The organism is Actinoallomurus oryzae (assembly GCF_039541955.1).
Taxonomy (GTDB): Bacteria; Actinomycetota; Actinomycetes; order Streptosporangiales; family Streptosporangiaceae; genus Actinoallomurus; species Actinoallomurus oryzae.
This window is the reverse complement of sequence record NZ_BAABHF010000019.1, coordinates 279571-301806: the sequence shown is the minus strand read 5'-3', so window position 1 is coordinate 301806 and position 22236 is coordinate 279571. Positions and strand designations below refer to the sequence as shown.

Annotated in this window: 19 protein-coding genes; 10 read left to right on the top strand and 9 right to left on the bottom strand. The window is 71.4% G+C overall.

The window, feature by feature from the left end:
* Nucleotides 1-84: 84 nt before the first annotated feature.
* Together ABEA10_RS15685 and ABEA10_RS15680 are read left to right on the top strand one after the other, a co-directional pair.
* Nucleotides 85-882: a DeoR/GlpR family DNA-binding transcription regulator gene (locus ABEA10_RS15685; RefSeq protein WP_345463916.1), complete on the top strand. Its 798-nt coding sequence runs from the start codon at nt 85-87 to the stop codon at nt 880-882.
* A 103-nt stretch (nt 883-985) separates the two neighbouring features.
* Nucleotides 986-1843, top strand: a complete 858-nt coding sequence (locus ABEA10_RS15680; protein ID WP_345463913.1) for an NAD-dependent epimerase/dehydratase family protein — start codon at nt 986-988, stop codon at nt 1841-1843.
* A 28-nt stretch (nt 1844-1871) separates the two neighbouring features.
* On the opposite strand, the gene pdxR is transcribed toward ABEA10_RS15680, so the two are convergent.
* Nucleotides 1872-3452, bottom strand: a complete 1581-nt coding sequence (gene pdxR, locus ABEA10_RS15675; RefSeq protein ID WP_345463910.1) for a MocR-like pyridoxine biosynthesis transcription factor PdxR — start codon at nt 3450-3452, stop codon at nt 1872-1874.
* A gap of 98 nt (nt 3453-3550) precedes the next feature.
* The gene (locus ABEA10_RS15670) at nt 3551-4789 is read right to left on the bottom strand and encodes a serine hydrolase domain-containing protein (RefSeq protein ID WP_345463907.1); all 1239 of its coding nucleotides are present in this window, start codon (nt 4787-4789) and stop codon (nt 3551-3553) included.
* Nucleotides 4790-5026: 237 nt separating this feature from the next.
* Between ABEA10_RS15670 and ABEA10_RS15665 the strand changes: the two genes are divergently transcribed.
* The 3 genes from ABEA10_RS15665 to ABEA10_RS15655 all read left to right on the top strand — a co-directional run bounded on the left by ABEA10_RS15665 (nt 5027) and on the right by ABEA10_RS15655 (nt 7890).
* Complete coding sequence (locus tag ABEA10_RS15665; RefSeq protein ID WP_345463904.1) at nt 5027-6142, top strand: WD40/YVTN/BNR-like repeat-containing protein; 1116 nt, start codon at nt 5027-5029, stop codon at nt 6140-6142.
* Nucleotides 6139-6435, top strand: a complete 297-nt coding sequence (locus ABEA10_RS15660; RefSeq protein ID WP_345463901.1) for a MoaD/ThiS family protein — start codon at nt 6139-6141, stop codon at nt 6433-6435. The genes ABEA10_RS15665 and ABEA10_RS15660 overlap by 4 nt, the downstream gene beginning before the upstream one ends.
* Before the next feature lie 204 nt (nt 6436-6639).
* Nucleotides 6640-7890: a cytochrome P450 family protein gene (locus ABEA10_RS15655; RefSeq protein WP_345463899.1), complete on the top strand. Its 1251-nt coding sequence runs from the start codon at nt 6640-6642 to the stop codon at nt 7888-7890.
* 107 nt (nt 7891-7997) lie between these two features.
* On the opposite strand, the gene ABEA10_RS15650 is transcribed toward ABEA10_RS15655, so the two are convergent.
* Nucleotides 7998-9044 carry an NAD(P)-dependent alcohol dehydrogenase gene (locus ABEA10_RS15650; protein ID WP_345463896.1) on the bottom strand — a complete coding sequence of 349 codons (1047 nt, stop codon included), beginning with the start codon at nt 9042-9044 and terminating at the stop codon, nt 7998-8000.
* 127 nt (nt 9045-9171) lie between these two features.
* Between ABEA10_RS15650 and ABEA10_RS15645 the strand changes: the two genes are divergently transcribed.
* Nucleotides 9172-9996 (top strand): helix-turn-helix transcriptional regulator, encoded by an 825-nt coding sequence (locus ABEA10_RS15645; RefSeq protein WP_345463893.1) that lies wholly within the window; start codon nt 9172-9174, stop codon nt 9994-9996.
* 161 nt (nt 9997-10157) lie between these two features.
* Here the strand turns inward: ABEA10_RS15645 and ABEA10_RS15640 are convergent, their stop codons facing one another.
* The 6 genes from ABEA10_RS15640 to ABEA10_RS15615 all read right to left on the bottom strand — a co-directional run bounded on the left by ABEA10_RS15640 (nt 10158) and on the right by ABEA10_RS15615 (nt 17613).
* Complete coding sequence (locus ABEA10_RS15640) at nt 10158-10940, bottom strand: S1 family peptidase (RefSeq protein WP_345463890.1); 783 nt, start codon at nt 10938-10940, stop codon at nt 10158-10160.
* 147 nt (nt 10941-11087) lie between these two features.
* Nucleotides 11088-11669 carry a TetR/AcrR family transcriptional regulator C-terminal domain-containing protein gene (locus tag ABEA10_RS15635; RefSeq protein ID WP_345463887.1) on the bottom strand — a complete coding sequence of 194 codons (582 nt, stop codon included), beginning with the start codon at nt 11667-11669 and terminating at the stop codon, nt 11088-11090.
* A gap of 103 nt (nt 11670-11772) precedes the next feature.
* The gene (locus ABEA10_RS15630; RefSeq protein ID WP_345463884.1) at nt 11773-13380 is read right to left on the bottom strand and encodes an ABC-F family ATP-binding cassette domain-containing protein; all 1608 of its coding nucleotides are present in this window, start codon (nt 13378-13380) and stop codon (nt 11773-11775) included.
* Complete coding sequence (gene abc-f / locus ABEA10_RS15625) at nt 13373-15016, bottom strand: ribosomal protection-like ABC-F family protein (protein WP_345463881.1); 1644 nt, start codon at nt 15014-15016, stop codon at nt 13373-13375. The genes ABEA10_RS15630 and abc-f overlap by 8 nt, the downstream gene beginning before the upstream one ends.
* A 281-nt stretch (nt 15017-15297) precedes the next feature.
* Nucleotides 15298-16179: a formylglycine-generating enzyme family protein gene (locus ABEA10_RS15620; RefSeq protein WP_345463878.1), complete on the bottom strand. Its 882-nt coding sequence runs from the start codon at nt 16177-16179 to the stop codon at nt 15298-15300.
* Between the two features lie 210 nt (nt 16180-16389).
* The gene (locus ABEA10_RS15615) at nt 16390-17613 is read right to left on the bottom strand and encodes an ROK family transcriptional regulator (RefSeq protein ID WP_345463875.1); all 1224 of its coding nucleotides are present in this window, start codon (nt 17611-17613) and stop codon (nt 16390-16392) included.
* 184 nt (nt 17614-17797) lie between these two features.
* Here ABEA10_RS15615 and ABEA10_RS15610 point away from each other — a divergent pair, with 184 nt between their 5' ends.
* From ABEA10_RS15610 to ABEA10_RS15595, 4 genes are read left to right on the top strand one after another with little or no spacing between them, the layout of a single operon-like run.
* Nucleotides 17798-19081, top strand: coding sequence for an ABC transporter substrate-binding protein (locus ABEA10_RS15610; RefSeq protein WP_345463872.1), 1284 nt, complete (start codon nt 17798-17800; stop codon nt 19079-19081).
* A gap of 9 nt (nt 19082-19090) precedes the next feature.
* Nucleotides 19091-19996 (top strand): carbohydrate ABC transporter permease, encoded by a 906-nt coding sequence (locus tag ABEA10_RS15605; RefSeq protein ID WP_345463869.1) that lies wholly within the window; start codon nt 19091-19093, stop codon nt 19994-19996.
* Nucleotides 19993-20895, top strand: a complete 903-nt coding sequence (locus ABEA10_RS15600) for a carbohydrate ABC transporter permease (protein ID WP_345463866.1) — start codon at nt 19993-19995, stop codon at nt 20893-20895. The genes ABEA10_RS15605 and ABEA10_RS15600 overlap by 4 nt, the downstream gene beginning before the upstream one ends.
* Entirely contained in the window at nt 20892-22208 is a 1317-nt protein-coding gene (locus tag ABEA10_RS15595; RefSeq protein WP_345463863.1) for a sulfatase-like hydrolase/transferase, read from the top strand. Before ABEA10_RS15600 ends, ABEA10_RS15595 begins: the two co-directional genes overlap by 4 nt.
* Nucleotides 22209-22236: the final 28 nt, after the last annotated feature.

The window sequence follows — 22236 nt, the reverse complement described above, 5'->3', positions numbered from 1 at the left end:
TCGTCCTCCCCGAAAGGTGTCAAACTTTGGACAATTGTCGTCCGACTTCGGACATTTTGGCAAGAGGGCGGGTACGGTCGAGCCGTGGTCACCCGAGAGCGCGGCGGCGAGCTGCGGTACAACTCCGCGCCCGAGCGTCGCGAGGAGATCCTGCGCCGGCTCCGTGAGACCGGCTACGTGTCGGCTCCCGACCTCGGCGCCGAGCTGGCCGTCTCGGAGCGTACGGTCCGGCGCGACCTGCAGAGACTCGCCGAACTCGGCCTCGCGGAGCTCGTCTACGGCGGCGCGCTGGCCCCGGGCGGCGTGACCCCGCGCTCGCCGTTCGGCGTGCGGTCGCAGGCGCGCTCGGAGCAGAAGCGCGCCATCGCCGAGCTGGCGCTGCGCTTCGTCGAGCCCGGCGCGACCGTCGGCCTCGACGCGGGCACCACGACGCTGGAGCTGGCCCGGCTCCTGCCCGACGATCGCGACGTCACGGTCGTGACCCACTCCCTGCCCGCGATGACGGTGCTGGGGGAGCGCTCCGGCACGAGCCTCATCGGCCTCGGCGGCTTCCACCATCCGCCGACGAAGGCGTTCACCGGCCCGGACACCGTCGCCGCGATCGGCCGGCTGCGCGTGCACACGTTCTTCCTGGCCGCGAGCGGGCTCGGCGACCGCGGAGCGTACTGCGCCACGCCTCTCGACGCCGAGGTCAAGCGCGCGTTCATCGGCATCGCCGACCACGTCGTGCTGCTCGCCGACTCCGCCAAGCTGCGCCAGACCGCGCCCGTTCCGATCTGCGACCACTCCGAGATCGACGCGTTCGTCACCGACGCCGGGATCACCGAGGCCCAGCGGGCCGCGCTGCCGCCCGGGACGAGGCTGCTGGTCGCGGAAATCTGACCGGTACACCGGATCGGCTCGCAAGTGGTCTATGAGCCCGGTCCGGTCGCTTCCTAACGTGAACGACATGCCGGTTCCGCGACGATCCCGAAAGGTCCTCCGGATGCACGTGTTCCTCGCCGGCGCGACGGGCGTTCTCGGCCGTCGGATCGTTCCGCTGCTCGTGGCCGAGGGCCACCGCGTCACCGCGCTGACCCGTACGACGGAGGGCGGCGCGTCCCTGCTCGCGCTCGGCGCCGTGCCCGCCCTCGCCGACGTCTACGACGCGGAGGCGCTCACGCGCGTCGTGCGCGTCGCGTCACCCGATGTCGTGATGCACCAGCTCACGGACCTGAGCCGCGGCGTCACCGAGGCGAACGCGCGGATCCGCGTCGCCGGCACCCGCAACCTGGTGGACGCGGCGCTGCAGGCGGGCGTGCCACGGATCGTCGCGCAGAGCATCGCGTGGGCGTACGAGCCGGGCGAGGAGCCGGCCCGTGAGTCCGTGCCGCTCGACCTGACCGCGCCCGAGCCGCGCCGAACGTCCGTCGAGGGCGTACGGTCCCTGGAGGCGGCCGTACGGGAGCTTCCCGAGTGGGTGATCTTGCGGTACGGGATGCTGTACGGGCCGGGCACCTGGTACGCGGCGGACGGCATGATGGCGGATCGGGCACGCGCGGGCGGGCTGACCGGCGGCGCCGACGTGACGAGCTTCGTCCACGCCGACGACGCCGCCGAGGCGGCCGTGCGGGCGCTGACCTGGCCGTCGGCCGCGGTCAACATCTGCGACGACGAACCCGCCCCGGCGGACGACTGGGTCTCGGTGTTCGCCGAGGCGGTCGGCGGGCCGCGTCCCGCGCCCGGGAACGCCGAACGCCAGGGCTGGGCCCGCGGGGCAGACAACGCCTGTGCCCGCGAAGAACTCGGCTGGACTCCCGGCCGGCCCTCCTGGCGAAAGGGCTTCGCCGCTTTCCCGCCGTGAGACCAGGGACGGTCGTCGCCTCCTGGGCTCAACGGTCGCCGACGGTCGCGATCAGTTCCGTGAGCAGGTCGAGGGTGCGGTGCCATGCGTGGGGCGGCGACGTCGCGTACCCGAGGATGAGAGCCGCCGTGCGGGTCTCCGTCGTGTGCCACTCGTCCGAGGACTGCAGGCCGTGCGTCAGTACCCCGGCCCGCACGCCGGCGGTGACCAGCGCTCGCTCCCGTTCCACCGAGGCGACCGGCAGGAGCGCGTGCAGGCCCGCCGATATCCCCTCCAGCGGTGTGGGCGTGACGGCGGCCAGCCGCTCCGCCAGCTCCGTACGGCGCCGGCGGTAGGCCAGGCGCAGCCGCCGGATGTGGCGGTCGTAGTCGCCGCGGCCGATGAGGTCCGCGAGCGCGAGCTGGTCGATGACGGGTACCGTCGCGGCGGTGTGCTCGATGGTGTCCAGCAGCGGCCCGCGGAGCTCCTCCGGTACCACGAGCCAGCCGATGCGCGTGCCGGGCGCCAGCGCCTTGCTGGTGGTCCCGCCGTACACGACGCGGTCGGGCGCCAGCGCCTGCAACGCCCCGACCGGCCGCTGGTCGTAGCGGAACTCGCCGTCGTAGTCGTCCTCGATGACGTACGCGCCGTTGCGCCGTGCCCAGTCCACGAAGGCGGTGCGGCGGCCGGGCGCGAGGACGGCGCCCCGCGGATGCTGGTGCGCCGGCGTCAGGAGGACCGCTCCGACGCCGCCGTCCAGGGCGGCCGGGTCGGCGCCGTCCGCGTCGACGGCCAGCGGAACCGTCTCCAGGCCCGCGACTTCGAGCAGTCTGCGGTGACGGGCGAGGCAGGGATCCTCGATCCCGGCCCGCCGCACGCCGAGACGCGCGAACGTACGGGCCAGCAGCGCCAGTCCGTGCGAGAACCCGGCCGTGACGACCACGGTCCGGGCGGTGACCCGCACGCCGCGCGTACGGGAGACGTAGCCCGCGACGGCGGCCCGGAGAGCCGGCACGCCGGCGAGCTCGCCGTAGTCGAACAGGCCGGGATCCGCCGCGGCTGCCGCTCGCCGGACGCTCGCCGCCCACAGGGCACGGGGGAAGGAACTGAGATCGGGCCGGCCGGGCCGCAGGTCGGCCCAGCCCTGGTGCGGCATCGGCTCGTGACCGCCCAGGACCGTGCCGGGCCGTACCTGATCATCCGGCGGTGACCCGGCGCCGGGGCCGCCGTGGTCCAGAGCGTCCCGGCCGCCGGGAGAACGCCCTCCGGCTCCGGAGGCGTCACGCACGCCGAGGCGGGCGCGCGGCCACGGCCGCCGCCCGGCGGGCGGCTCGCCCGGTCCGGCCGGAAGGCCCGCCACCCGGGTGCCGGATCCGGGCGTCCCGGTCAGCCATCCTTCCGCGATGAGCTGCGTGTACACCTGTACCACCGTGCCCCGCGACAGCCCGAGGTCGGCGGCGAGACCACGGCTGCCGGGCAACCGCGTCCCCGCGGGGAGCCGCCCGGAGCCCACCGCCTCGCGCAGCGCCCGCTCCAGCGCACGCCCGACCCCGCCCTCGGCCGGTTCGAGACGCAGATCGAGGTGCAGATCGAGCCCCGAGCCGCCCCGCTCCGTACGGTCTCCGGCCATCGTGCCCCCTCACTTCGGCCTTCGCCCCACGGCACCAGGCTCCCCGACGGTCCCCGGCGGGCTCCAGGCGGGTACCGGACACCGCGGGAGCCGTGACGTCACACCGCGGGCATGCCGAGGCGGTCGCGCAGGGCGGCGGTCCAGGGGACCCACCGCGGGTCGGGTCCCGCCGCCGGGTTCCATGCCAGGGTGGTGCAGGTGTAGGCGACGGCGGTTCCGGTCCGGGGCTGGGCGAAGGCCAGGCGCCCGCCGGCGCCCGCGTGGCCGAAGGAACCGGTTCCCAGCATGGGCAGGTGGGAGGCGGGCAGCTCGTAGCCGAATGCGTGGCGGGACCGGCTGTCGGCGGGCAGGCGGTCGAAAGGGCTCGGGGCCGGCAGATGATCGGTCTGGGGGGCGGTGGCGCGCTCCACGGTGTCCGCGGTCAGGAGCCGCGTCCCGTCCACGGGTCCGATGAGCGCGGCATGCAGGCGGGCCAGGGACCGGGCGTTGCCGACTCCGTTGGCGGCCGGGATCTCGGCGGCGATGGCGGCGGGGCTGTTGAAGGCCTCGGTGGCCTCGGCCACCGAGGCCATGGTCGCCAGCGTGCCGCCGACGAGCGGGTCGCTCCGGCCGAGGCCGAAGCGTGCCAGCTCCTCGTCGACCTGCCGGGCGGTGGGGCGCGTTTCGCGGGTGAACTGCGCGAGCACGCGGGACTCTTCGGCGGCGGGCAGGCCGATCCACAGGTCGAGTGCGAGCGGGGCGGACAGGTCCGTGGCGAGCATGGCTCCGACGCTGTGCCCGGTGATCCTGCGGATCACCTCGCCGACCAGATAGCCGTAGGTCAAGGCGTGGTAGTGACAGGCGGTGCCCGGCCGCCAGAGCGGGGCCATGGCGGCGAGGACGCGGGTGCAGTGGTCCCAGTCGAGGAGCTGCGGAAGGCCGACGCGGGCCTCCGGCGGGAAGGCGGAGAGCCCGGAGCGGTGCGCGAGCAGGTCGCCGACCTTGACGTCCTCCTTGCCGTTCTGGGCGAACTCGGGCCAGTAGGCGGCGACGGGCGCCTCCAGGTCGAGCAGTCCACGCTGGGCGAGCAGGTGGGCGCAGGTGGCGACGACGCCCTTGGTCACGGACATGACCACGCTCAGGGAGCCGCCGTCCACCGGCCGCCCGCCGATGACGTCGGCGCCGGCCCACACGTCCACGACCTGCTTCCCGTCCTGGTAGACGGCGAGCTGAGCGGCTCCCGGATCGTCTCGTTGCCCGGCTTCGAAGCCGTCGCGTACGGCTTCGAAGCCGGGCGCGGCCCAGCCGTCGGCACGTGGGGTTCGGGAAGCCTGTGAGGTGCCCGCCGGACCGTGCATGTGTCTCCTCCTGGTGAGTGAGATGAATGGGGGCTCAGTCGATGATGGCGGTGCGGGCCGCGGCGGCCGACATTTGGGACATCGCCGCGTACCGATGAATTTCGTCGGAGGCATCGGTCAGAATCCCTGGTGAGCCGCGACCGGCGGTCACCGTACGAACGAGGGAGCACCAGTGAGCGCACGCGGTGAGCGAGTCGGCGACACGACAGCCCTGGTCATCCCCCCGAAGGAGGGCTCATGAGCGGAGTACGGGTACTGGTCGGGACGCGCAAGGGCGCGTTCATCCTGACGTCGGACGGCCGGCGCGAGCGGTGGGAGGTGAGCGGCCCCCACTTCGGCGGCTGGGAGATCTACCACGTCACCGGCTCGCCCGCCGACCCCTCGCGGCTGTTCGCCGCCCAGTCCACCGGCTGGTTCGGCCAGCTGATCCAGCGGTCCGACGACGGGGGCGCGACCTGGTCGCCGGTCGGCAACGAGTTCCGGTACGAGGGGAAGACCGGCACCCACCAGTGGTACGACGGCACGCCGCACCCCTGGGAGTTCGCGCGCGTCTGGCACCTGGAGCCCTCGCCCACCGACCCGGACACGATCTACGCCGGGGTCGAGGACGCCGCCCTGTTCAGGTCGTCCGACGGGGGCACGACCTGGCAGGAGCTGCCCGGCCTCCGCGGACACGGTTCCGGCTCCTCGTGGCAGCCCGGGGCCGGCGGGATGTGCCTGCACACGATCGTGCTCCACCCGGACGACCCGGCGCGGATGTACGCCGCCATCTCGGCCGCGGGCGTCTTCCGCACCGACGACGCGGGCGAGACCTGGCAGCCGGCCAACCGTGGGCTGCGGTCCGGCGGCATCCCCGACGAGGACGCCGAGGTCGGCCACTGCGTGCACCGCATCGCGCTGCACCCCGCGCGCCCCGACACCATGTACATGCAGAAGCACTGGGACGTCATGCGCAGCGACGACGGGGGCGACTCCTGGCGCGAGGTCAGCGGTGACCTGCCGTCGGACTTCGGCTTCCCGATCGCGGTGCACGCGCACGAGCCGGAGACCGTCTACGTCGTGCCGATCAAGAGCGACTCCGAGCACTACCCGCCGGAGGGGCGCCTGCGCGTCTACCGCAGCCGTACGGGCGGCGACGAGTGGGAGCCGCTCACGAACGGCCTGCCGCAGCGCGACTGCTACGTCAACGTGCTGCGCGACGCGATGGCCGTGGACGGTCTCGACTCCTGCGGCATCTACTTCGGCACGACCGGCGGGCAGGTGTACGCCTCGCCGGACGCCGGCGACACGTGGGCGCCCATCGTGCGCGATCTGCCGGCCGTCCTGTCCGTCGAAGTCCAGACACTGCCGTGATCCGCGTCGTGCTCCCGGCGCACCTGCGGGTCCTCGCGCACGCCGGCGCCGAGGTCGAGCTGGACGTCGACGGGGAGGTCACGCAGAACTCGGTGCTCGACGCGCTCGAGGAGCGGTATCCGATGCTGCGCGGCACGATCCGCGACCACGGCACCGGGCGGCGCCGCGCCTTCATCCGGTTCTACGCCTGCGAGGACGACCTGTCCCACGACCCACCGGACGCCCCACTGCCCGACGCGGTCGTCAGCGGTGCCGAGCCGTTCCTCGTGGTCGGCGCCATGGCGGGCGGCTGACCGCCATACCGGCCATACCGGCCATACCGGCCGTACGGTGCCGGGCGGCCGCCGGGACCCCGACGCCCGGCGGCCTCGCCCGTGCGCTTCAACACCTGCCTGAGGCATGGTGGACCTCGGGCATGACCCCCGCACCCGGCGACCGTGCGCGTTTTCTGGAGGCAGCCGATGACGTCCCCCCATGAGGCTTTACCGTCGATCCCGGTGATCACGCTCGACCCCACCGGTGCCGACCACCACGGCGAGGCCGCACGCCTCCGTGCGGCCGGTCCGGTCGTCCGCGTGATCCTCCCCGGCGGCGTCCACGCTTGGGCCGTCACCCGCCACATCGAACTCGCCGCCCTGGTCAAAGACCAGCGCGTGAGCAAGGACTGGCGTAACTGGACCGCCATCCGGGACGGCCGGATCCCGGACGACTGGCCGCTGATCGGCATGCTGAAGGTCGACAACATGGTCACCGCCGACGGCCCCCGCCACCACCGTCTGCGGCGGCTCGTCACCCAGGCCCTCACCCGCCGCCGCGTCGAAGAACTCCGGCCTCGCATCGCCGAGATCGCCGAGCACCTGCTCGATGCCCTGCCCGGACACACCGCCCCTGACGGCTCGGTCGATCTCCGTCCGCACTTCGCCGTTCAGGTGCCGATGCAGGTGATCTGCGAGTTGACCGGCGTGCCTGAGCCGTGGCGGCCTCGGCTGCGGGAACTGGTGGAGTCCATCTTCCGCTCCACCACCACTCCCGATGAGGTGACCCGGACTCAGCACGACAGAGTCCGGCTGCTGCACGAGCTGATCACGCTGCGGCGTGACCGGCCCGGCGATGACCTGACCAGCGCGCTCCTCACCGCCTGCGCCCACGATCCCGACGCGCTCACCGAGTCCGAGCTGGTCGACACGCTGTGGCTGCTGCTCACCGCCGGCCACGAGACCACGCTCAGCCTGATCCTCAACGCCACCCGGGCTCTTCTCACCCATCCCGACCAGCGAGCCCTCGCCCAGAGCGGTGATGAGGCGACCTGGGCGGCCGTGGTGGAGGAGGTGTTGCGATGGGACGCCTCGATCGGCAACTTCATGGCCCGCTACCCGAAGGAGGACATCACCATCGCCGGCGTCACCATCCCCGCCGGGGAGGCGATCCTGGCCCCGTACAGCGCGGTCGGACGCGACCCGGCCCAGCACGGCCCCGACGCCGACCGATTCGACATCTCCCGAGAGAAGACCAAACACCTGGCCTTCGGCGGTGGCCCCCACGTGTGCCTCGGTGAATCCCTGGCCAGGCTCGAAGCCACCGTCGCGCTTCGCGCGCTCTTCACCCGCTATCCGGACCTGGCTCTGGCCGTCGAGCCGACCGCACTCACGCCCACGGAGTCCCTGTTCACCAACACCTCCCAAAGCCTGCCCGTCCGTCTGAAAAGCGGAGGGCCGGCGGTTCGACCCCGCCCCTGCCGACCTGTCTGATCGGCATGGAAAGCCCTGAGATCATGCGTCTCAGGGCTTTTCTTGCGACAGCGATTCACGCACCTGGGGGGAGGTCGACCGCCAGGCAGGGGGAGGCGTCGCGTTCGTCAGGACGTGAGGTCGAGGACGAACCGGTACTTGACGTCGCCGGCGGCCAGCCGGTCCAGTGCCGTGTTGACCTCGGCGACCGGCAGTACCTCGACGGTCGCGGTCACGTGGTGGGTGGCGCAGAAGTCGAGCATCTCCCGGGTGTCGGTGATGCCGCCGCTGCCCGCAGCCGCCAGCCGTTTGCGTCCGAACCGCAGGGCCTGAGGTGTGAAGGACAGCTCCGGCACGATGCCGAGCGTGCACAGGGTCCGATCGAAGCGGAGCGCCGTCAGGTAGGGCGAGAGGTCGTGCGCGCGGGGCACGGTGTCGAGGATGAGGTCGAATCTCCCGCGCTGCGCGGCCATGGCCTCGGCGTCGGTCGACACCACCACGTCGTCGGCACCGAGTCCCAGCATGTCCTTCGCCTTGTCGGGTGAGGTGGTGAAGCCCACGACCTCGGCGCCGAGCGCCTTGGCCAGCTTCACGGCCACGTGCCCGAGCCCGCCGAGGCCGATGACGCCGACCGTCTGCCCCGGGCCGGCCTCCCACCGCCGGAGCGGCACCCAGGTGGTGATCCCCGCGCACATCAGCGGCGCGGTCCCGGCCGGGTCGAGCCCCTCGGGACGCCGGTACACGAACGCCTGGTCGGCCACGTACTCGTCGCTGAACCCGCCCTGGGTCAGGGACCCGTCGTGCCGATCGCGCCCCCCGTAGGTCAGGGTCGGGAACTCCGCGCAGAACTCCTGATCACCGTTGTGGCAGGCCTCGCACACCCCGCACGAATCGACGATGTTCCCAACACAGACCGGATCGCCGATCCGGAAGCCGGTGACCGCACCGCCGACGGCCACCACCTCACCCACGATCTCGTGGCCCGGCACCAGCGGAAAGACGTCCGGCCACTCGTGGCCCGGCTGGGGCCGCACGGCCTCCAGGTCGGTGAAGCACAGCCCCGCGTGCGTCACCCGCAGCGCGACGTCGGTGGGTCGCAGCTCACGGCGCTCGAAGCGCCAGGGCGCCAACGCCGACCCGGGCGCCTGGGCGGCCCAGCCGTTGACCGTTCGCATGGTGGATCTCCTCTCGTTCACAACACGCCCATGCTGGCGCCGGACCGCGCCGTCCCACCATCGGTGGCCGATGACTGGGAATCCCAGGGCCACCCTCGTACCGGACGGCCGGACGTAGCCTGAAGCGATGGACAACGCCGCTCTCGCAGAGTTCCTCCGGGCTCGCCGAGCCCTGGTCCGGCCCAAGGACGTGGGCCTCGGCGACGCCGGCGACGCCCGCCGCCGCGTGACGGGGCTGCGGCGCGAGGAACTGGCCCTCCTGGCGGGAGTGAGCGCGGACTACTACGTACGCTTGGAGCAGGGACGCGGCCACCGGCCCTCGGAGAGCGTCCTGGAGTCGCTGGCCCGGGCGCTGCGACTGGACGAGGAACTGACGGAGCACCTGTACGCCCTGGCCCGCCCGGCACCGACCGCCACGCGCACCCGGGAGCGGGTGTCGGACACCGTGCAGGAACTACTGGACGCCTGGACGACGACACCGGCCACGGTGACCAGCCGCCGGATGAACGTCGTCGGATCGAACGCCCTGGCATGCGAGCTGGCCTCCTGCTACGTGCCCGGGACGAACCTGCTGCGCGCGGTGTTCCTGGACCCTGGGACTCGGGAGACACATGTGGACTGGAACGCGGCGGCGTCGGACGCGGTCGCCAACTTCCGGGCCCGGATCGGAACCGAGCGGAACGACCCCGAGCTGACCGAACTCATCGGCGAACTTTCGCTGCACAGCCAGGAGTTCCGGGAACTGTGGGCCCGTCACGACGTCCGCACCACCACGGCGGGCGCGAAGAGCTTCCGACACCCGGAGCTGGGCGTGATCAGCCTCCGCTTCCACGCGATGCCGCTGGAGGACGGCCAGGTGCTCACCGTCCTCCACGCCCGGCCGGGCTCGCCGGACGAGCAGTCCCTGGCCCTGCTCGCCACGATGGCCGCGACCCGACACCGCGGTCACTGACGCCATCGGCGGTTCACCCGCGCTTCTGCCCACTCTCTGGACGCCTGAAAGACCCTGAGCGCATCGCGCCCAGGGTCGTTCGTGCGGCCAGGTATGAAGTGTGGCCAGGGAGGAGATCTCCGAGCCCGGCTGCTGAATTCCTGCCCCAGGTTCGGTGTGGTTCAGGGAAGGGTGACGTACTGGCCGAGGAAGGCTCGGGCGTCGGGGGTGTCCAGCCGGTAATCGACGTTCGTCGACCGGCAGGCCGTGTCACCGGTGATCGTCGTGGCGACCAGGAGGTTCCAGCCGGTGTCTCCGAGGAAGTTCGGGCCGCCCGAGTCGCCGTAGCACGTGCCGCCGTTGCCCGTCGCGGGGTTCTGGGACAGCCGGAGCCATGCGTTCGTGAGGCTGTTGAGGGATCCGGACGCCTGGTTGCGGGTGTCCGTGTAGACGTAGGTCTTCCCGCCGGGGCCGTTCACCGGGGCGAGCGAGCCGTATCCGACCGAGGTGAACGTCGACGTCTGCAGGGTCCCGGCCATCTTCATGCCGTCGAGTAGGCCGGCGGTGGGAAGCCTGGCGGGCGTGATTTTCGGTACGGCCTTGTCGAAGACGACCACGGCGATGTCGTGCGGGTCGGATTGGCTACCGCTGTACTCCGGGTTGGGTATGTACCGGCCGTTGTAGGTCGTCGCGCCGGGCTGGTACTTGCTCGCGAAGGAGACCCGGGCGGTGGTCTGCCCCGGGTCACCGCAGTGGGCGGCGGTCACGAAAACGGTCGGCGAGACGAGCGTGCCGCTGCAGTAGGCCCATGTCCCGTCAGAGTAGGCCTGGTCGGCGATGAGAGCTCCGACCTCCGGATGGGCGTTTCCGTCGGGGGAGCCGTAGGTGACGGCGGAGGCGGGGCCGGCCACGGCCATGAGAGACGCGGCCAATCCGAGGGAGGCAAGAACAAATCGTCTTCGCATGAGCTCACGGTAGACAGCGAAGATCCCGATCGGATCTCGACTTCGTCAGGTGCCTCGCCGTGCGATCGGAGCGCGTTCCCGCGACGGCGAGAAGGGACGGTGCACGTGCCTCTCGGGCCGAGCAGCCCGTCGCCGGGCCGACCGGTCTCACGGCGCGAGGCGGAGTCCCCGGATCGCCCGGTCGATGAAGTGCTCCTGCGGCATGACGTCGTCCAGGAGCATCTTGGTGAACGCGTAGTTGACGCACGTGCCGATCAGAAGCTGGGCGGCGGCGTCGCAGTCGACGTCGGCCGCGATGCGGCCCAGCTCGCGCTCTTGGCCGAGGTAGGCCGCGACCCGCGTGTCCGCGGCCTGCGGTCCCATGCCGCGCGACGTGAGCACCCGCCGGAGCTGGAGGAGCTGGTCGGGTTTGGTGAAGACGCTCACCTTGGCGGCGAGGATCTCGCAGTAGAACCGGATCGTCGCCTGGGCGACGGGCACGAGGTTCTCCTCGACGCTCGCCTTGCCGGCCCGCGACTCCAGCTCCATCATCGTGCGCGCGTAGACCGGCAGGCGGTCGGTCAGCAGCGCGAGATAGAGGGTCATCGCGGACTGGTCAGATGACTCCGAGCCCCCGCGCGCCGGGGCGGCCGGGCCCCGCATCATCTCGGTGGCGACCTCGACCACCTGGCGTCGTAGGGAGTCGGCACTGGACGGCGAGGGTGGTTCGGACGTGTCGTCGACGTTCATGATTTTTTAAGTATCCACGCCATCGGCCGCGGGCGGGGCCGAGAACGCGATGACGGCGATCGGCAAGTCCGCCGGCCGAGCGCCGGAAGTCCTCCCCGGCGGTTCACAGCCGCAGTTCGCGGCCGGTCCAGCGCGAGCGCAGCCATCGGTCGTGGCTGGCGACCACGACGGCGCCGGCGGTCGTGCCCAGGGCCTCCTCCAGCTCGTCGGAGAGCCGGGGCGACAGGTGGTTGGTGGGCTCGTCGAGCAGCAGCAGCTCCGGCGGGTCCGCCATGAGCAACGCCAGGGCGAGCCGGCGACGCTGCCCGACGGACAGTTCCCCCACCCGCCTGTCGAGGTCCTGGTCGCCGATCAGGCCGAGGGACCGCAGTGGTACGGACTCGGCGCGTTCGACGCCGAGCGCCTGTTCGTAGGTCTGCCGCGCGGTGCGGTCCGGCCGGGCGAACACGGTGTCCTGGGTGAGCAGCCCGACCCTCAGCCCGCAGCGCCGCCGTACCTCGCCGCGAGCCTCCAGCCGGCCGGCCAGCAGCAGGAGCAACGTCGACTTCCCCGCTCCGTTCGTCCCGGTGACCAGGAGCCGTTCGCCGGCCGCGAGGTCGAGGCGGTCGAGGGCGAGCCGTCCGGGTACGCGGACGCCGCGCAGCGACAGGAGGGTTCCGTCGGCGGACTCGGAGGCGAGCGTCGCGGCACGGAACCGCAGCGGCTCCGGCGGCTCGCCGACCTGGTCGCGCCCCAGCCGGTCGAGCCGGCGGGCGGCGTCGCGCACCCGCCGCGAGATCTGCTTCTGCACCCGGCCGCCGGAGTGCCCGTATCCCATCTTCTCGTTGTCGCGCCTCTCGCGGTCCGGCGCGACCCGGTGCGCGGTCACCGCGACCGTACGGCGCAGGTCGGCGAGTTCCTGTTGTTCCTCGGCGAAACGTCTCTGCCAGCGTTCCCGCTCGGCACGCTTCTCCGCCTGGTAGGCGGTGTAGCCGCCGCCGTAGCGGATCGGGCCGGACACCGAGGGATCCAGGTCGACCAGGTCCGTGCAGACGGCGTCGAGGAACGCCCGGTCGTGGCTCGCCACCACGACGACGCCGGGCAGCCCCCGCAGTTGCTCCTCCAGGAAGGCCGCCGCGGCGTCGTCGAGATGGTTGGTCGGCTCGTCGAGCAGCAGCGCCGCGGGCCGCCGGACCAGGAGCGCGGCCAGGGCGAGCCGACCGCGCTGCCCGCCGGACAGCGACCCGAGCGTGCGGTCGTGGCTCAGCCCGCCGAGCCCGAGGGCGCTGAGAACGATCTCGGCGCGCCGGTCGGCGTCCCAGACCTCATGTTCCTGCGCGTGTTCGAGCCGCTCGCCGTACTCGCCGAGAAGGTGAGCGTGGCCGGGGGAGTCCTGCGGTGTCTCGGCGAGCGCCCGGGTGAGCCGGTCCAGGTCGGCGAGGTCCTCGCGGGCTCCGCGCAGGGCGTCGTCGATCACGTCGGCGATCGTCGACCTGCTCTCGTACGGCATCTGCTGGCGCAGGAAGCCGAGGTCCGGCGGGCGTACGACGGTACCGGCGTCGGGTTCGTCGGCCCCGGCGAGCAGCCGCAGCAGTGTCGACTTTCCCGCGCCGTTCTCGCCGATCAGCCCGATCCGCTGCCCGGGGGCGGCGGTGAGGGAGACACCGTCGAGCACTCGCCGCGTTCCGAACGTGCGAACCAGATCGTGGGCGAGCAGCGCCGGCTCAGGCATGGGGCACCGCCGGCGCACCGGTCTCGACGAGCCGGCCTTCGGACAGCCGGAGCCGGCGGTTGACCCGGATTTCGGCCAGGAAGCGCTCGTCGTGGCTGACCACCACGAACGCGCCCTCGTAGGCGTTGAGCGCGCTCTCCAGCCGGCCGACGCTCACCAGGTCGAGGTTGTTGGTCGGTTCGTCCAGGAGCAGGAGCTGCGGCGCCGGTTCGGCGTACAGGACGCAGGCGAGGGTGGCCCGCAGGCGCTCGCCGCCCGACAGCACGCCGACCGGAAGGTGAATGCGGGAACCCCGGAACAGGAAGCGGGCGAGCAGGTTCATCCGCTGCGCGTCGGGGATGCCGGGCGCGAAGGCGGCCAGGTTCTGCGCCACGGTGCGTTCGAGGTCGAGCAGGTCCAGCCGTTGGGACAGGTACGCGATCCGGCCGTCGAAGCGCTTGATCGTGGCGCCTTCCGGCTCGATCTCGCCGCTTATTACGCGGAGCAGAGTGGACTTGCCGGAGCCGTTGGGCCCGGTCAGCGCGATCCGCTCGGGCCCCTGGACGGTCAGGCCGGCCCCGTCCCCGGCGAAGACGGCACGGTCGCCGTGGCGGACCTGGATGCGTTCGCCGCGGAAGACCGTGCGTCCGGCCGGGACGTTGGTGCGGGGCAGCTCCAGGGCGATCTTCTGCTCGTCGCGCAGGGCCCGGCCGGCCTCATCGAGCCGGGCCTTGGCATCGCTGACCCGCGCGGAGTGCGTCTGGCTCGCCCTGCCCGCGGACTCCTGGGCGCGCCGCTTCATGTTCCCGGCGAAGAGCTTCGGCAGCCCCGCGCTGTCGAGGTTGCGCGCGGCGTTGCTCGCCCGCCGCTCGGCCCGCTCACGGGCCTGCTGCATCTCCCGCTTCTCCCGCTTGACCTGCTGCTCGGCGTTGCGGACGGTCCTTTCCGCGGCCTCCTGCTCGGTGCGTACGGCCTCCTGGTAGGCGGTGAAGTTCCCGCCGTAGGAGCGGACCTCACCCTGGTCGAGCTCGGCGATGCGGTCCATGCGGTCGAGCAGCGCCCGGTCGTGGCTGACCAGCAGCAGGCAGCCGCTGAAATCGTCGAGCACGCCGTAGAGCCGGTGACGCGCGTCGAGGTCGAGGTTGTTGGTCGGCTCGTCCAGCAGCAGGACGTCGGGGCGCTTCAGCAGCCGGCCGGCCAGGCCCAGGGAGACGACCTGGCCGCCGCTGAGGGTGTCCAAGCGCCGGGTGAGGGCGACGTCGCCGAGACCGAGCCGGTCCAGCTGGGCCGTGGTGCGCTCCTCGATGTCCCAGTCGTCGCCGATCGTGGTGAAGTGCGCCTCATCGACGTCACCGGACTCGACGGCGTCGATCGCCCGGATGATCGGGGCGATCCCCAGCACCTCGGCCACCGTCAGGTCGCCGGTGAGCGGCAGGCTCTGCGGCAGATGGCCGACCACTCCGTCGACAGAGACGGTCCCGCCGCCGGGCCGGTACTCACCCGCGATCAGCTTGAGCAGAGTGCTCTTACCGGCGCCGTTCGGCGCGACCAGGCCCGTACGGCCACCGCCGACCGTGAAGGACAGGTTCTGGAAGACCGGCGTGTCGTCCGGCCAGGAGAAGGACAGGTTCGAGCAGACGATGCATGCGTCGGACATGGAGGTGGTCCTCGGAAATGACGCGGGCGCGCCCAAGGCGCCCGGCAAGGGTTCAAAGGGGACGACGACAGAACGGCCACGGCGGCGTCTCGCCTGCCTGCGGCCGACTACTTCCGGGCATCACCCGGAGATGTCGTCGTCACCTGCCATGTTCGGCTCTCCCTTTTCCCGAGGTCGTCCGCCAACGCTACCAGGAGCTCGGCTCGCCGTAGTAGCTCGTCGGAGGAGAGCGAAGAGCGAGGTCTGACCGGCATCCGGCGCGGAGCGCGGCGGAGTGCCGGTCAGACGTCGGCGGCGCAGCGGAAGCCCAGGTTGCCGCTCGAACTGTCGGGGCTGTTGAACGTACGTGCGGCGACCCGGTAGCGGTTGCAGTAGGAGTCGTGGCACAGGTACGAGCCGCCGCGCATCGGACGCTCGGCGTCGCTCGTACGGAACCGTCCGGCGCACCATTCCCACACGTTGCCCGAAACGTTGTAGAGCCCGAAGCCGTTGGGCGGGAAGGCGTCCACCGGAGCGGTGCCGGCGTAACCGTCCTCCGCGGTGTCGCGCACCGGGAAGCGGCCCTGCCAGATGTTGCACCGGTGTTCGCCGTCGGGGGTGAGCTCGTCGCCCCACGGGTAACGGGCCTGCTCCAGACCGCCACGTGCGGCGTACTCCCACTCGGCCTCCGTCGGCAGCCGCCGGCCGGCCCAGGCGCAGTACGCGACGGCGTCACGCCATGACACGTGTACCACCGGGTGGTCCCAGCGGTCCTCGACCGTGCTCCCGGGCCCTTCCGGCGCCCGCCAGTACGCTCCAGAGACGCCACACCACCATGGCGTCTGTGGCGGCCTCGGCGATCTCTTGCGCAGTTCGCCGGGCAGGAACTTGGCGAAGACATAGGTCCAGCCGAACTCCTCGGCATCCGTTCGATAGCCCGTCGCGTCGGCGAACTCCGCGAACCGCGCGTTCGACACGCCGTACGGATCGATGGCGAAGGGCGCGACGGTGACCTCGCGGACGGGCCCCTCGCCGTCGTCGGGGAATCCGTCGGTGTCCTCGGTGCCCATCAGGAACGTGCCGCCCGGCAGCGTGATCAGGTCGCCGGAGGCGTGGCCGCGGCTCGGCAGGTCATGCGGGACCTCCCGGCCCTGAGAGCGCGAGGGGGGACAGCATCCGGACATGCGCGAACAACCTCCTGACGTGCACGAGCAACCTCCTGGCGTGCGTGACCCGCATCATGTCAAGGCCCACGCCCTGGCGGCCGACCGGGTCACCGGCGTGCGTGCCGTCCGCGTACGAGCCGGGCGACACCTGCCGTCCGTGTTCGGGCCGGGCGACACCTGCCGTCCGCGTACGGGCCGGGCGGCGCGTGCCGGTGACATCGCTTCCGATCAATGGGGGACGAGCAGGTGGTCGGAGCGTGCCGAGGCCATCGACGACATGACGAGCGAGGCCGCGCCGATGGCGCCGCCGTCCTCGCCCAGGGTCGTGCCGCGCACCTCGACCGTGTGCACGTCGCTCACCGTGAGCAGTGAGGCGGTGATCGGCGGCACGACCCGCAGGTAGATCCGCGAGAGCGCGGACCAGCTCGGCCCGCCCAGGACGACGGCGTCGAGGTCCAGGATGTTGGCGAGGTTGCCGGCGATGCGGGCGATGGCGCGCGCCGACTTCTCGACGATGGCGAGCGCCTGTTCGTCGCCTCCGTCGGCGAGGGCGCAGAGATGCCTTAACGCGGTCTCGACGGCCAGGGGATCGTCGAGGTCCACCGACGGGATCGTGCCGGAGCCGGCGGCCGCGGAGACGAGGTGAACCGGGGCGGAGGTGATCGCGATGCACCCGCGCCCGCCGCACGGGCAGCGGGGTCCGTCGGGATCGCCGCTGAGGTGGCCGATCTCGCCGAGGTTGTCGGACGTGCCGCGCATCACCTCGCCGTCGAGGACGACGCCGGCGCCGATCCCGGTGCCGAGGTAGATGCAGGCGAAGTTCGAGAGCGTGCCGCCGCCCGCCCAGAGTTCGCCCGTGGCGGCGGCGATGGTGTCCTTTTCCAGCACGACCGGCAGGCCGACGCGGCTCTCGAGCTCGTCGCGGAGCCGTACGACGCCCCAGCCGCGGAGGTTGGGCGGCCCGACCAGCGAGCCGGAGTCCGCCTTGATGGGCCCGGGAGCCGACACACCGAGCCCGGACACGCGTTGCCGGGGGATGCCCCGGCGGCCCACGAGGTCGGCGACCGCGTCGACGATCGCCTTGAGCACGTCCTCCGGGCCGTCCGTGGTCGGGGTCACGATCGAGGCGCGGTCCTCGACCTCACCGGCGAGGTTGAGGAGTACGAGCGTCATCCGGGCCGGGTCGATGTGCAGACCGACCGAGTACCGGCCCTGCGGGACCACTCTGAACATCGTCCGGCGCGCTCCGGTGTCGGCCGCCACGCGCCCGGCGGCCTCGATGAGCCCCGCGTCGACGAGGCGACGGCAGATGTTGGAGACGGTCTGCCCCGACAGGCCGGTGCGCTCGGACAGCTCGACACGGCTGATGTTCGAGCTTCGGCGTACCAGATCAAGGATGAGCAGCTGGTTGTAGTCGCCGACGCGCGGAAGATTCGATCCCCGTCGCTCCATCGCGATCCTCCCGGTCCGGCGAGTGGGGGCCGTCACGCGCGCTTCCGCGCTGACGCAAACAGATCGTAGATCACACGCTGACGGCGGAGATCGTAGGTCACGGAAGAGTCTGTTGTAAATCAAATTGATTGTGTTAGCGTCCTGGAATCCCGCTGCGGGCCAGTGCCTCTGAAGGAGTTGCAGCATGAAGTTCACGAAGTCGGCCGTGGCCGCCGCAATGTTGAGCCTCGTCCTTCCCCTCGGGGCGTGCTCGGGCTCCGGTTCCGGATCCGGCTCGGTGAACCTGGTCTTCCGGCAGTTCGACCCGAAGGGCGAGGTCGCCGGCCTCACCACCGCGATCGACGCGTGGAACAAGAGCCACCCGAAGATCCACGTCGAGATGCAGACGCTGAGCCCGAACAACGTGCAGCAGTTCGCGCGTGAGGCCAACTCCGGGTCCGGGCCCGACATCGACCAGATCGGCTACGCCGACGTCGCGTTCGTCGCCAAGCCGAAGATCCTGCTGCCGCTGGACGACCTCATGAAGAAGGACCCCCTGCCCGGCGGGACGGACAGCCTCCTCGCGAAGGACATGGTCACCTTCGACGGCAAGACCTGGGCCATGCCCTGGACGGCCGACACCATGGCACTCGTCTACAACCCCAAGGCACTCTCCGACGCGGGCGTCTCGAGCCCGCCGGCCACCTGGGAGCAGCTCGCCGCCGACGCGAAGCAGATCAGCTCCCACAGCTCCGGCAAGACCAGCGGCTTCTGCTTCGCGGCCTCCGGCTCCGCGACGAGCTCCCAGTGGAACGCGATCAACTACTACATCTGGGCGCACGGCGGCACGCTCGTGCAGAAGAACGCCTCGGGCACGTGGCAGCCCGGCATCGCGCAGCCCCAGCTCGCGAGCGCGATCCAGTACTTCGCCGACCTGTTCTCCTCCGGGGCCTCACCGAAGGCGGACCAGGCGGTGCAGGACTACAGCGACCCCTCCATCGTCAACGGCCTCGCGACCGGTTCGTGCGCGATGAGCTACGAGCCGCCGGAGACCTTCGCGTCCCTGGAGAAGCAGGCGAAGGCGGCCGGGACGACGCTGACGACCGCGCCGATGCCCTCGGGCCTGACCGACGGCACGACGCACCTCGGCGGTCGCGCCCTCGGCATCAACCGCAACAGCAAGCACCCGGACGAGGCGTGGCAGGTCATCAAGTACCTGATGAGCGCCACGACGTTCAAGACCTACTCCCAGTACCCGGCCTCCACGAGCACCCTCACCGAGCTGAAGGTGCCGAAGTCGCAGCAGGGCTACGTCAAGCAGCTGCCGCACTCCCGTTCGTTCGCCCGCTACATCGGCTCCGACATGACGGTCGCCTCGATCGAGCAGCTCGTCAACCAGCACTTCTCCGCCGTCTACTCGGGCCAGTCGTCCAGCTCGGAGGCCGCCGGGGCGATCATCTCCGGGCTGACCAAGGGCCTGAAGGGCTGAGCGGTGCCGATGGCCTCCCGCTCCGCACGACGTCAGCCGTACGCGCTGACGACACCGGCTCTCATCGTCATCGGCGTCCTGTTCGTCTTCCCCAGCGTGTACAACGTGGTGCTGGCGTTCCAGAAGCTGAGCCCGTACGACGCGCCCGGCGACGCCGAGTGGGTGGGGTTCGACAACTTCAAAGCGATCTTCAGCGACCCGCAGATCGGCAGCGCCACGCTCAACACGGCCTTCTGGCTGACCGCGCTCACGGTGGCGATCCGGCTCGTGCTCGGCCTGGCGCTCGCGCTCCTTCTGCAGAGCCGGGTGCTCCAGCGGTGGCACCTGAGGGGCCTGTGCCGCACCCTCGTCCTCGTCCCGTGGATGCTCCCGCCGGTCGTCGCGGTCGCCTGCTGGAAGTCGATCTTCGACGCCAACACCGGAGTGCTCAACCAGTTCCTGGTCAGCACGCACCTCGTGTCCAAGGGCGTGCCCTTCCTGGCCCAGACGAGCACCGCGTGGTGGTCGGTGATCGCCATCATCGTCTGGCGTGAGCTGCCCTTCGTCGTGGTCGTGATGATGGCGGGCCTGCAGTCGATCCCCAAGGAGCAGTACGAGGCGGCGGCGATCGACTCCGCGGGGCGCTGGAAGTCCTTCCTCCACATCACGCTGCCCAACATGCGGCCGGTCATCGTCGTCGTCGTGCTCATGACGGTGATCCAGACGTTCAACAACTTCGTCTACGTCTGGCTCTCGACCGGGGGAGGGCCGGGTACGTACACGCAGGTGCTCGCCACCCAGCTGTACTCGGCCGCGTTCGTGGCCAACGACCTCGGACAGGGCGCCGCGATCGGCATCGTCATGACGGCGACGATGGCGGTGTTCGCCCTGGTCTACCTGCGGGTGACGAGTGACCGGGAAGGACGGTCCGCATGACCGCCGACGTGACGTCGAGGCCGGCCCGCCGTGACGAGCGAAAGAGGCCCGCCCCGAGGCGCGACCCGAACCGGCGGCGGCCGCGCGACCTGCTCGTGATCGTGCCGACCTTCGCGATCCTGCTCGTGATCGTCTTCCCCGTCCTGTGGATGGTCTTCACCTCACTGCGGCCGACGACGGCGCTCGCCGCCCGGCTGCCCTGGAGCCGGTACTTCGACGGGCTCGGGTTCGGCGCCTACTCCAGGCTGTTCGGCAACTCCGACTTCGCGCGGTACATCGGGAACAGCCTGCTGGTCTCCGCCGTCAGCACGGTCTGCACCGTCGTGCTGGCGAGCCTGGCGGCCTACGCGCTGTCGCGGTTCGCCTTCCGGCTGCGCCGGACCATCATGATGGTCGTCCTCGCGACGCAGCTGCTGCCCTTCGTCGTGCTGATCACGCCGATCTACCTCTCGTTCGGGGAGCTCGGCCTGCTCAACTCCTACGTCGGCCTGATCATCGTGTACACCGCGATGACCCTGCCGCTCGCGATCTACCTGTTGATGGGCTACTTCAACACCATTCCGATCGCGCTCGACGAGGCGGCGCGCATCGACGGCTGCTCGAACGTGGGCGTGATCTTCCGGGTCGTCTTCCCGATCGCACTGCCCGGCATCGTCACGGTGATCGTCACGACCTTCATCGCGACGTGGGAGGAGTACTTCTTCGCGAGCGTGCTGAACACGAGCGAGGACCTGAAGACCGTGCAGGTGGGGCTGTCGTCCTTCTTCGGGGAGTACACGAGCGACTGGGGCGTGATCATGGCCGCCGCCACGGTGGCGACCGTCCCCACCATCGTCCTCTTCTCCGTCGTACAGAAACGGCTGGTCGCCGGAATGGCCGCTGGGAGCGTCAAAGAATGAATCCGATCGACGAACGCCCGAACGTCGTCGTCATCTACGCCGACGACCTGGGCTGGGGTGACCTCGGCTGCTTCGGCGCCGACGACTTCGACACCCCCGCGCTGGACGGGCTCGCCGCCTCCGGCGTCCGCCTGCCGCAGTGGTACTCCAACGCGCCCGTCTGCTCGCCCTCCCGGGCGTCGCTCCTCACGGGCCGCCACCCCGCGCACGCCGGTGTGGAGGCGATCCTCGGCGGGACGCGGCGCACCCCCGGACTCCCGCCCCAGCCGACGCTCGCGAGCGCCCTGCGGGAGCGCGGCTACGCGACCGGCATCTTCGGCAAGTGGCACCTGGGCGCCGACCCGGCCTACGGGCCGCTGCACCGCGGCTTCGACGAGCACTTCGGCTTCCGCGCCGGCTGCGTCGACTACTACTCCCACATCTACTACTGGGGTGACCACAACCCGATCCACGACCTGTGGGAGGGCGAGGACGAGGTCTGGCTGAACGGCGAGTACCTCACCACGGTCATCGCGCGCCGGGCCGTCGACTTCATCGAGCGGAACGCCGAACGCCCCTTCTTCTGCTATGTGCCGTTCAACGCGCCGCACTACCCCCTGCACGCGCCCGAGGAGTACATGGCGCGGTTCGCCCACCTGCCGGACGGCCGGCGCATGATGGCGGCGATGGTGAAGGCCATGGACGACGGCGTCGCGGAGATCCTCGACGCCCTCGACCGGCTCGGCCTGCGCGAGAACACCATCGTCTTCATGTCCTCCGACAACGGCCCGTCGATCGAGGAGCGCAACTGGCTCGACGGGGAGGAGGTCTCCTACGACGGCGGCTCGGCCGGCGGCCTGCGCGGCCACAAGGGCTCGCTCTTCGATGGCGGTATCCGCGTGCCCGCCATCATCTCCTGGCCCGCGGCGATTCCGGCCGGCGGGCCGGGTGACGTGGTCGGCTGCATGGCCGACGTCGTCCCCACCGTGCTCGAGGCCGTGGACGGCGCCGAGCCCGCCGACGAGACGATCGACGGCACGTCGCTGCTGCCGCTGCTGAAGAGCGGCGAGGCCGGCCCCGACCGCTGGCTGTTCTGGGAGTACGAGGGGCAGCTCGCCGGCCGGCTCGGCCGCTGGAAGGTGGTGCTGGACGCCTGCGAGAGCATGCAGGTGGACGTGGCCGTGCCCGAGGGCCTCTACGACCTCCTCGACGACCCGGGGGAGCGGCGCGAGCTGTCGCGGACGCACCCGGACCGGTTCCGCGAGATGCGCGAGGAACTCGAACGCTGGGCGGAGCGCTGCGCCGGCTGGCGCGGCGAGGCGCCGGTTCGCTAGCCCGCTCGTTCCGCCGCATTCCGTTCCC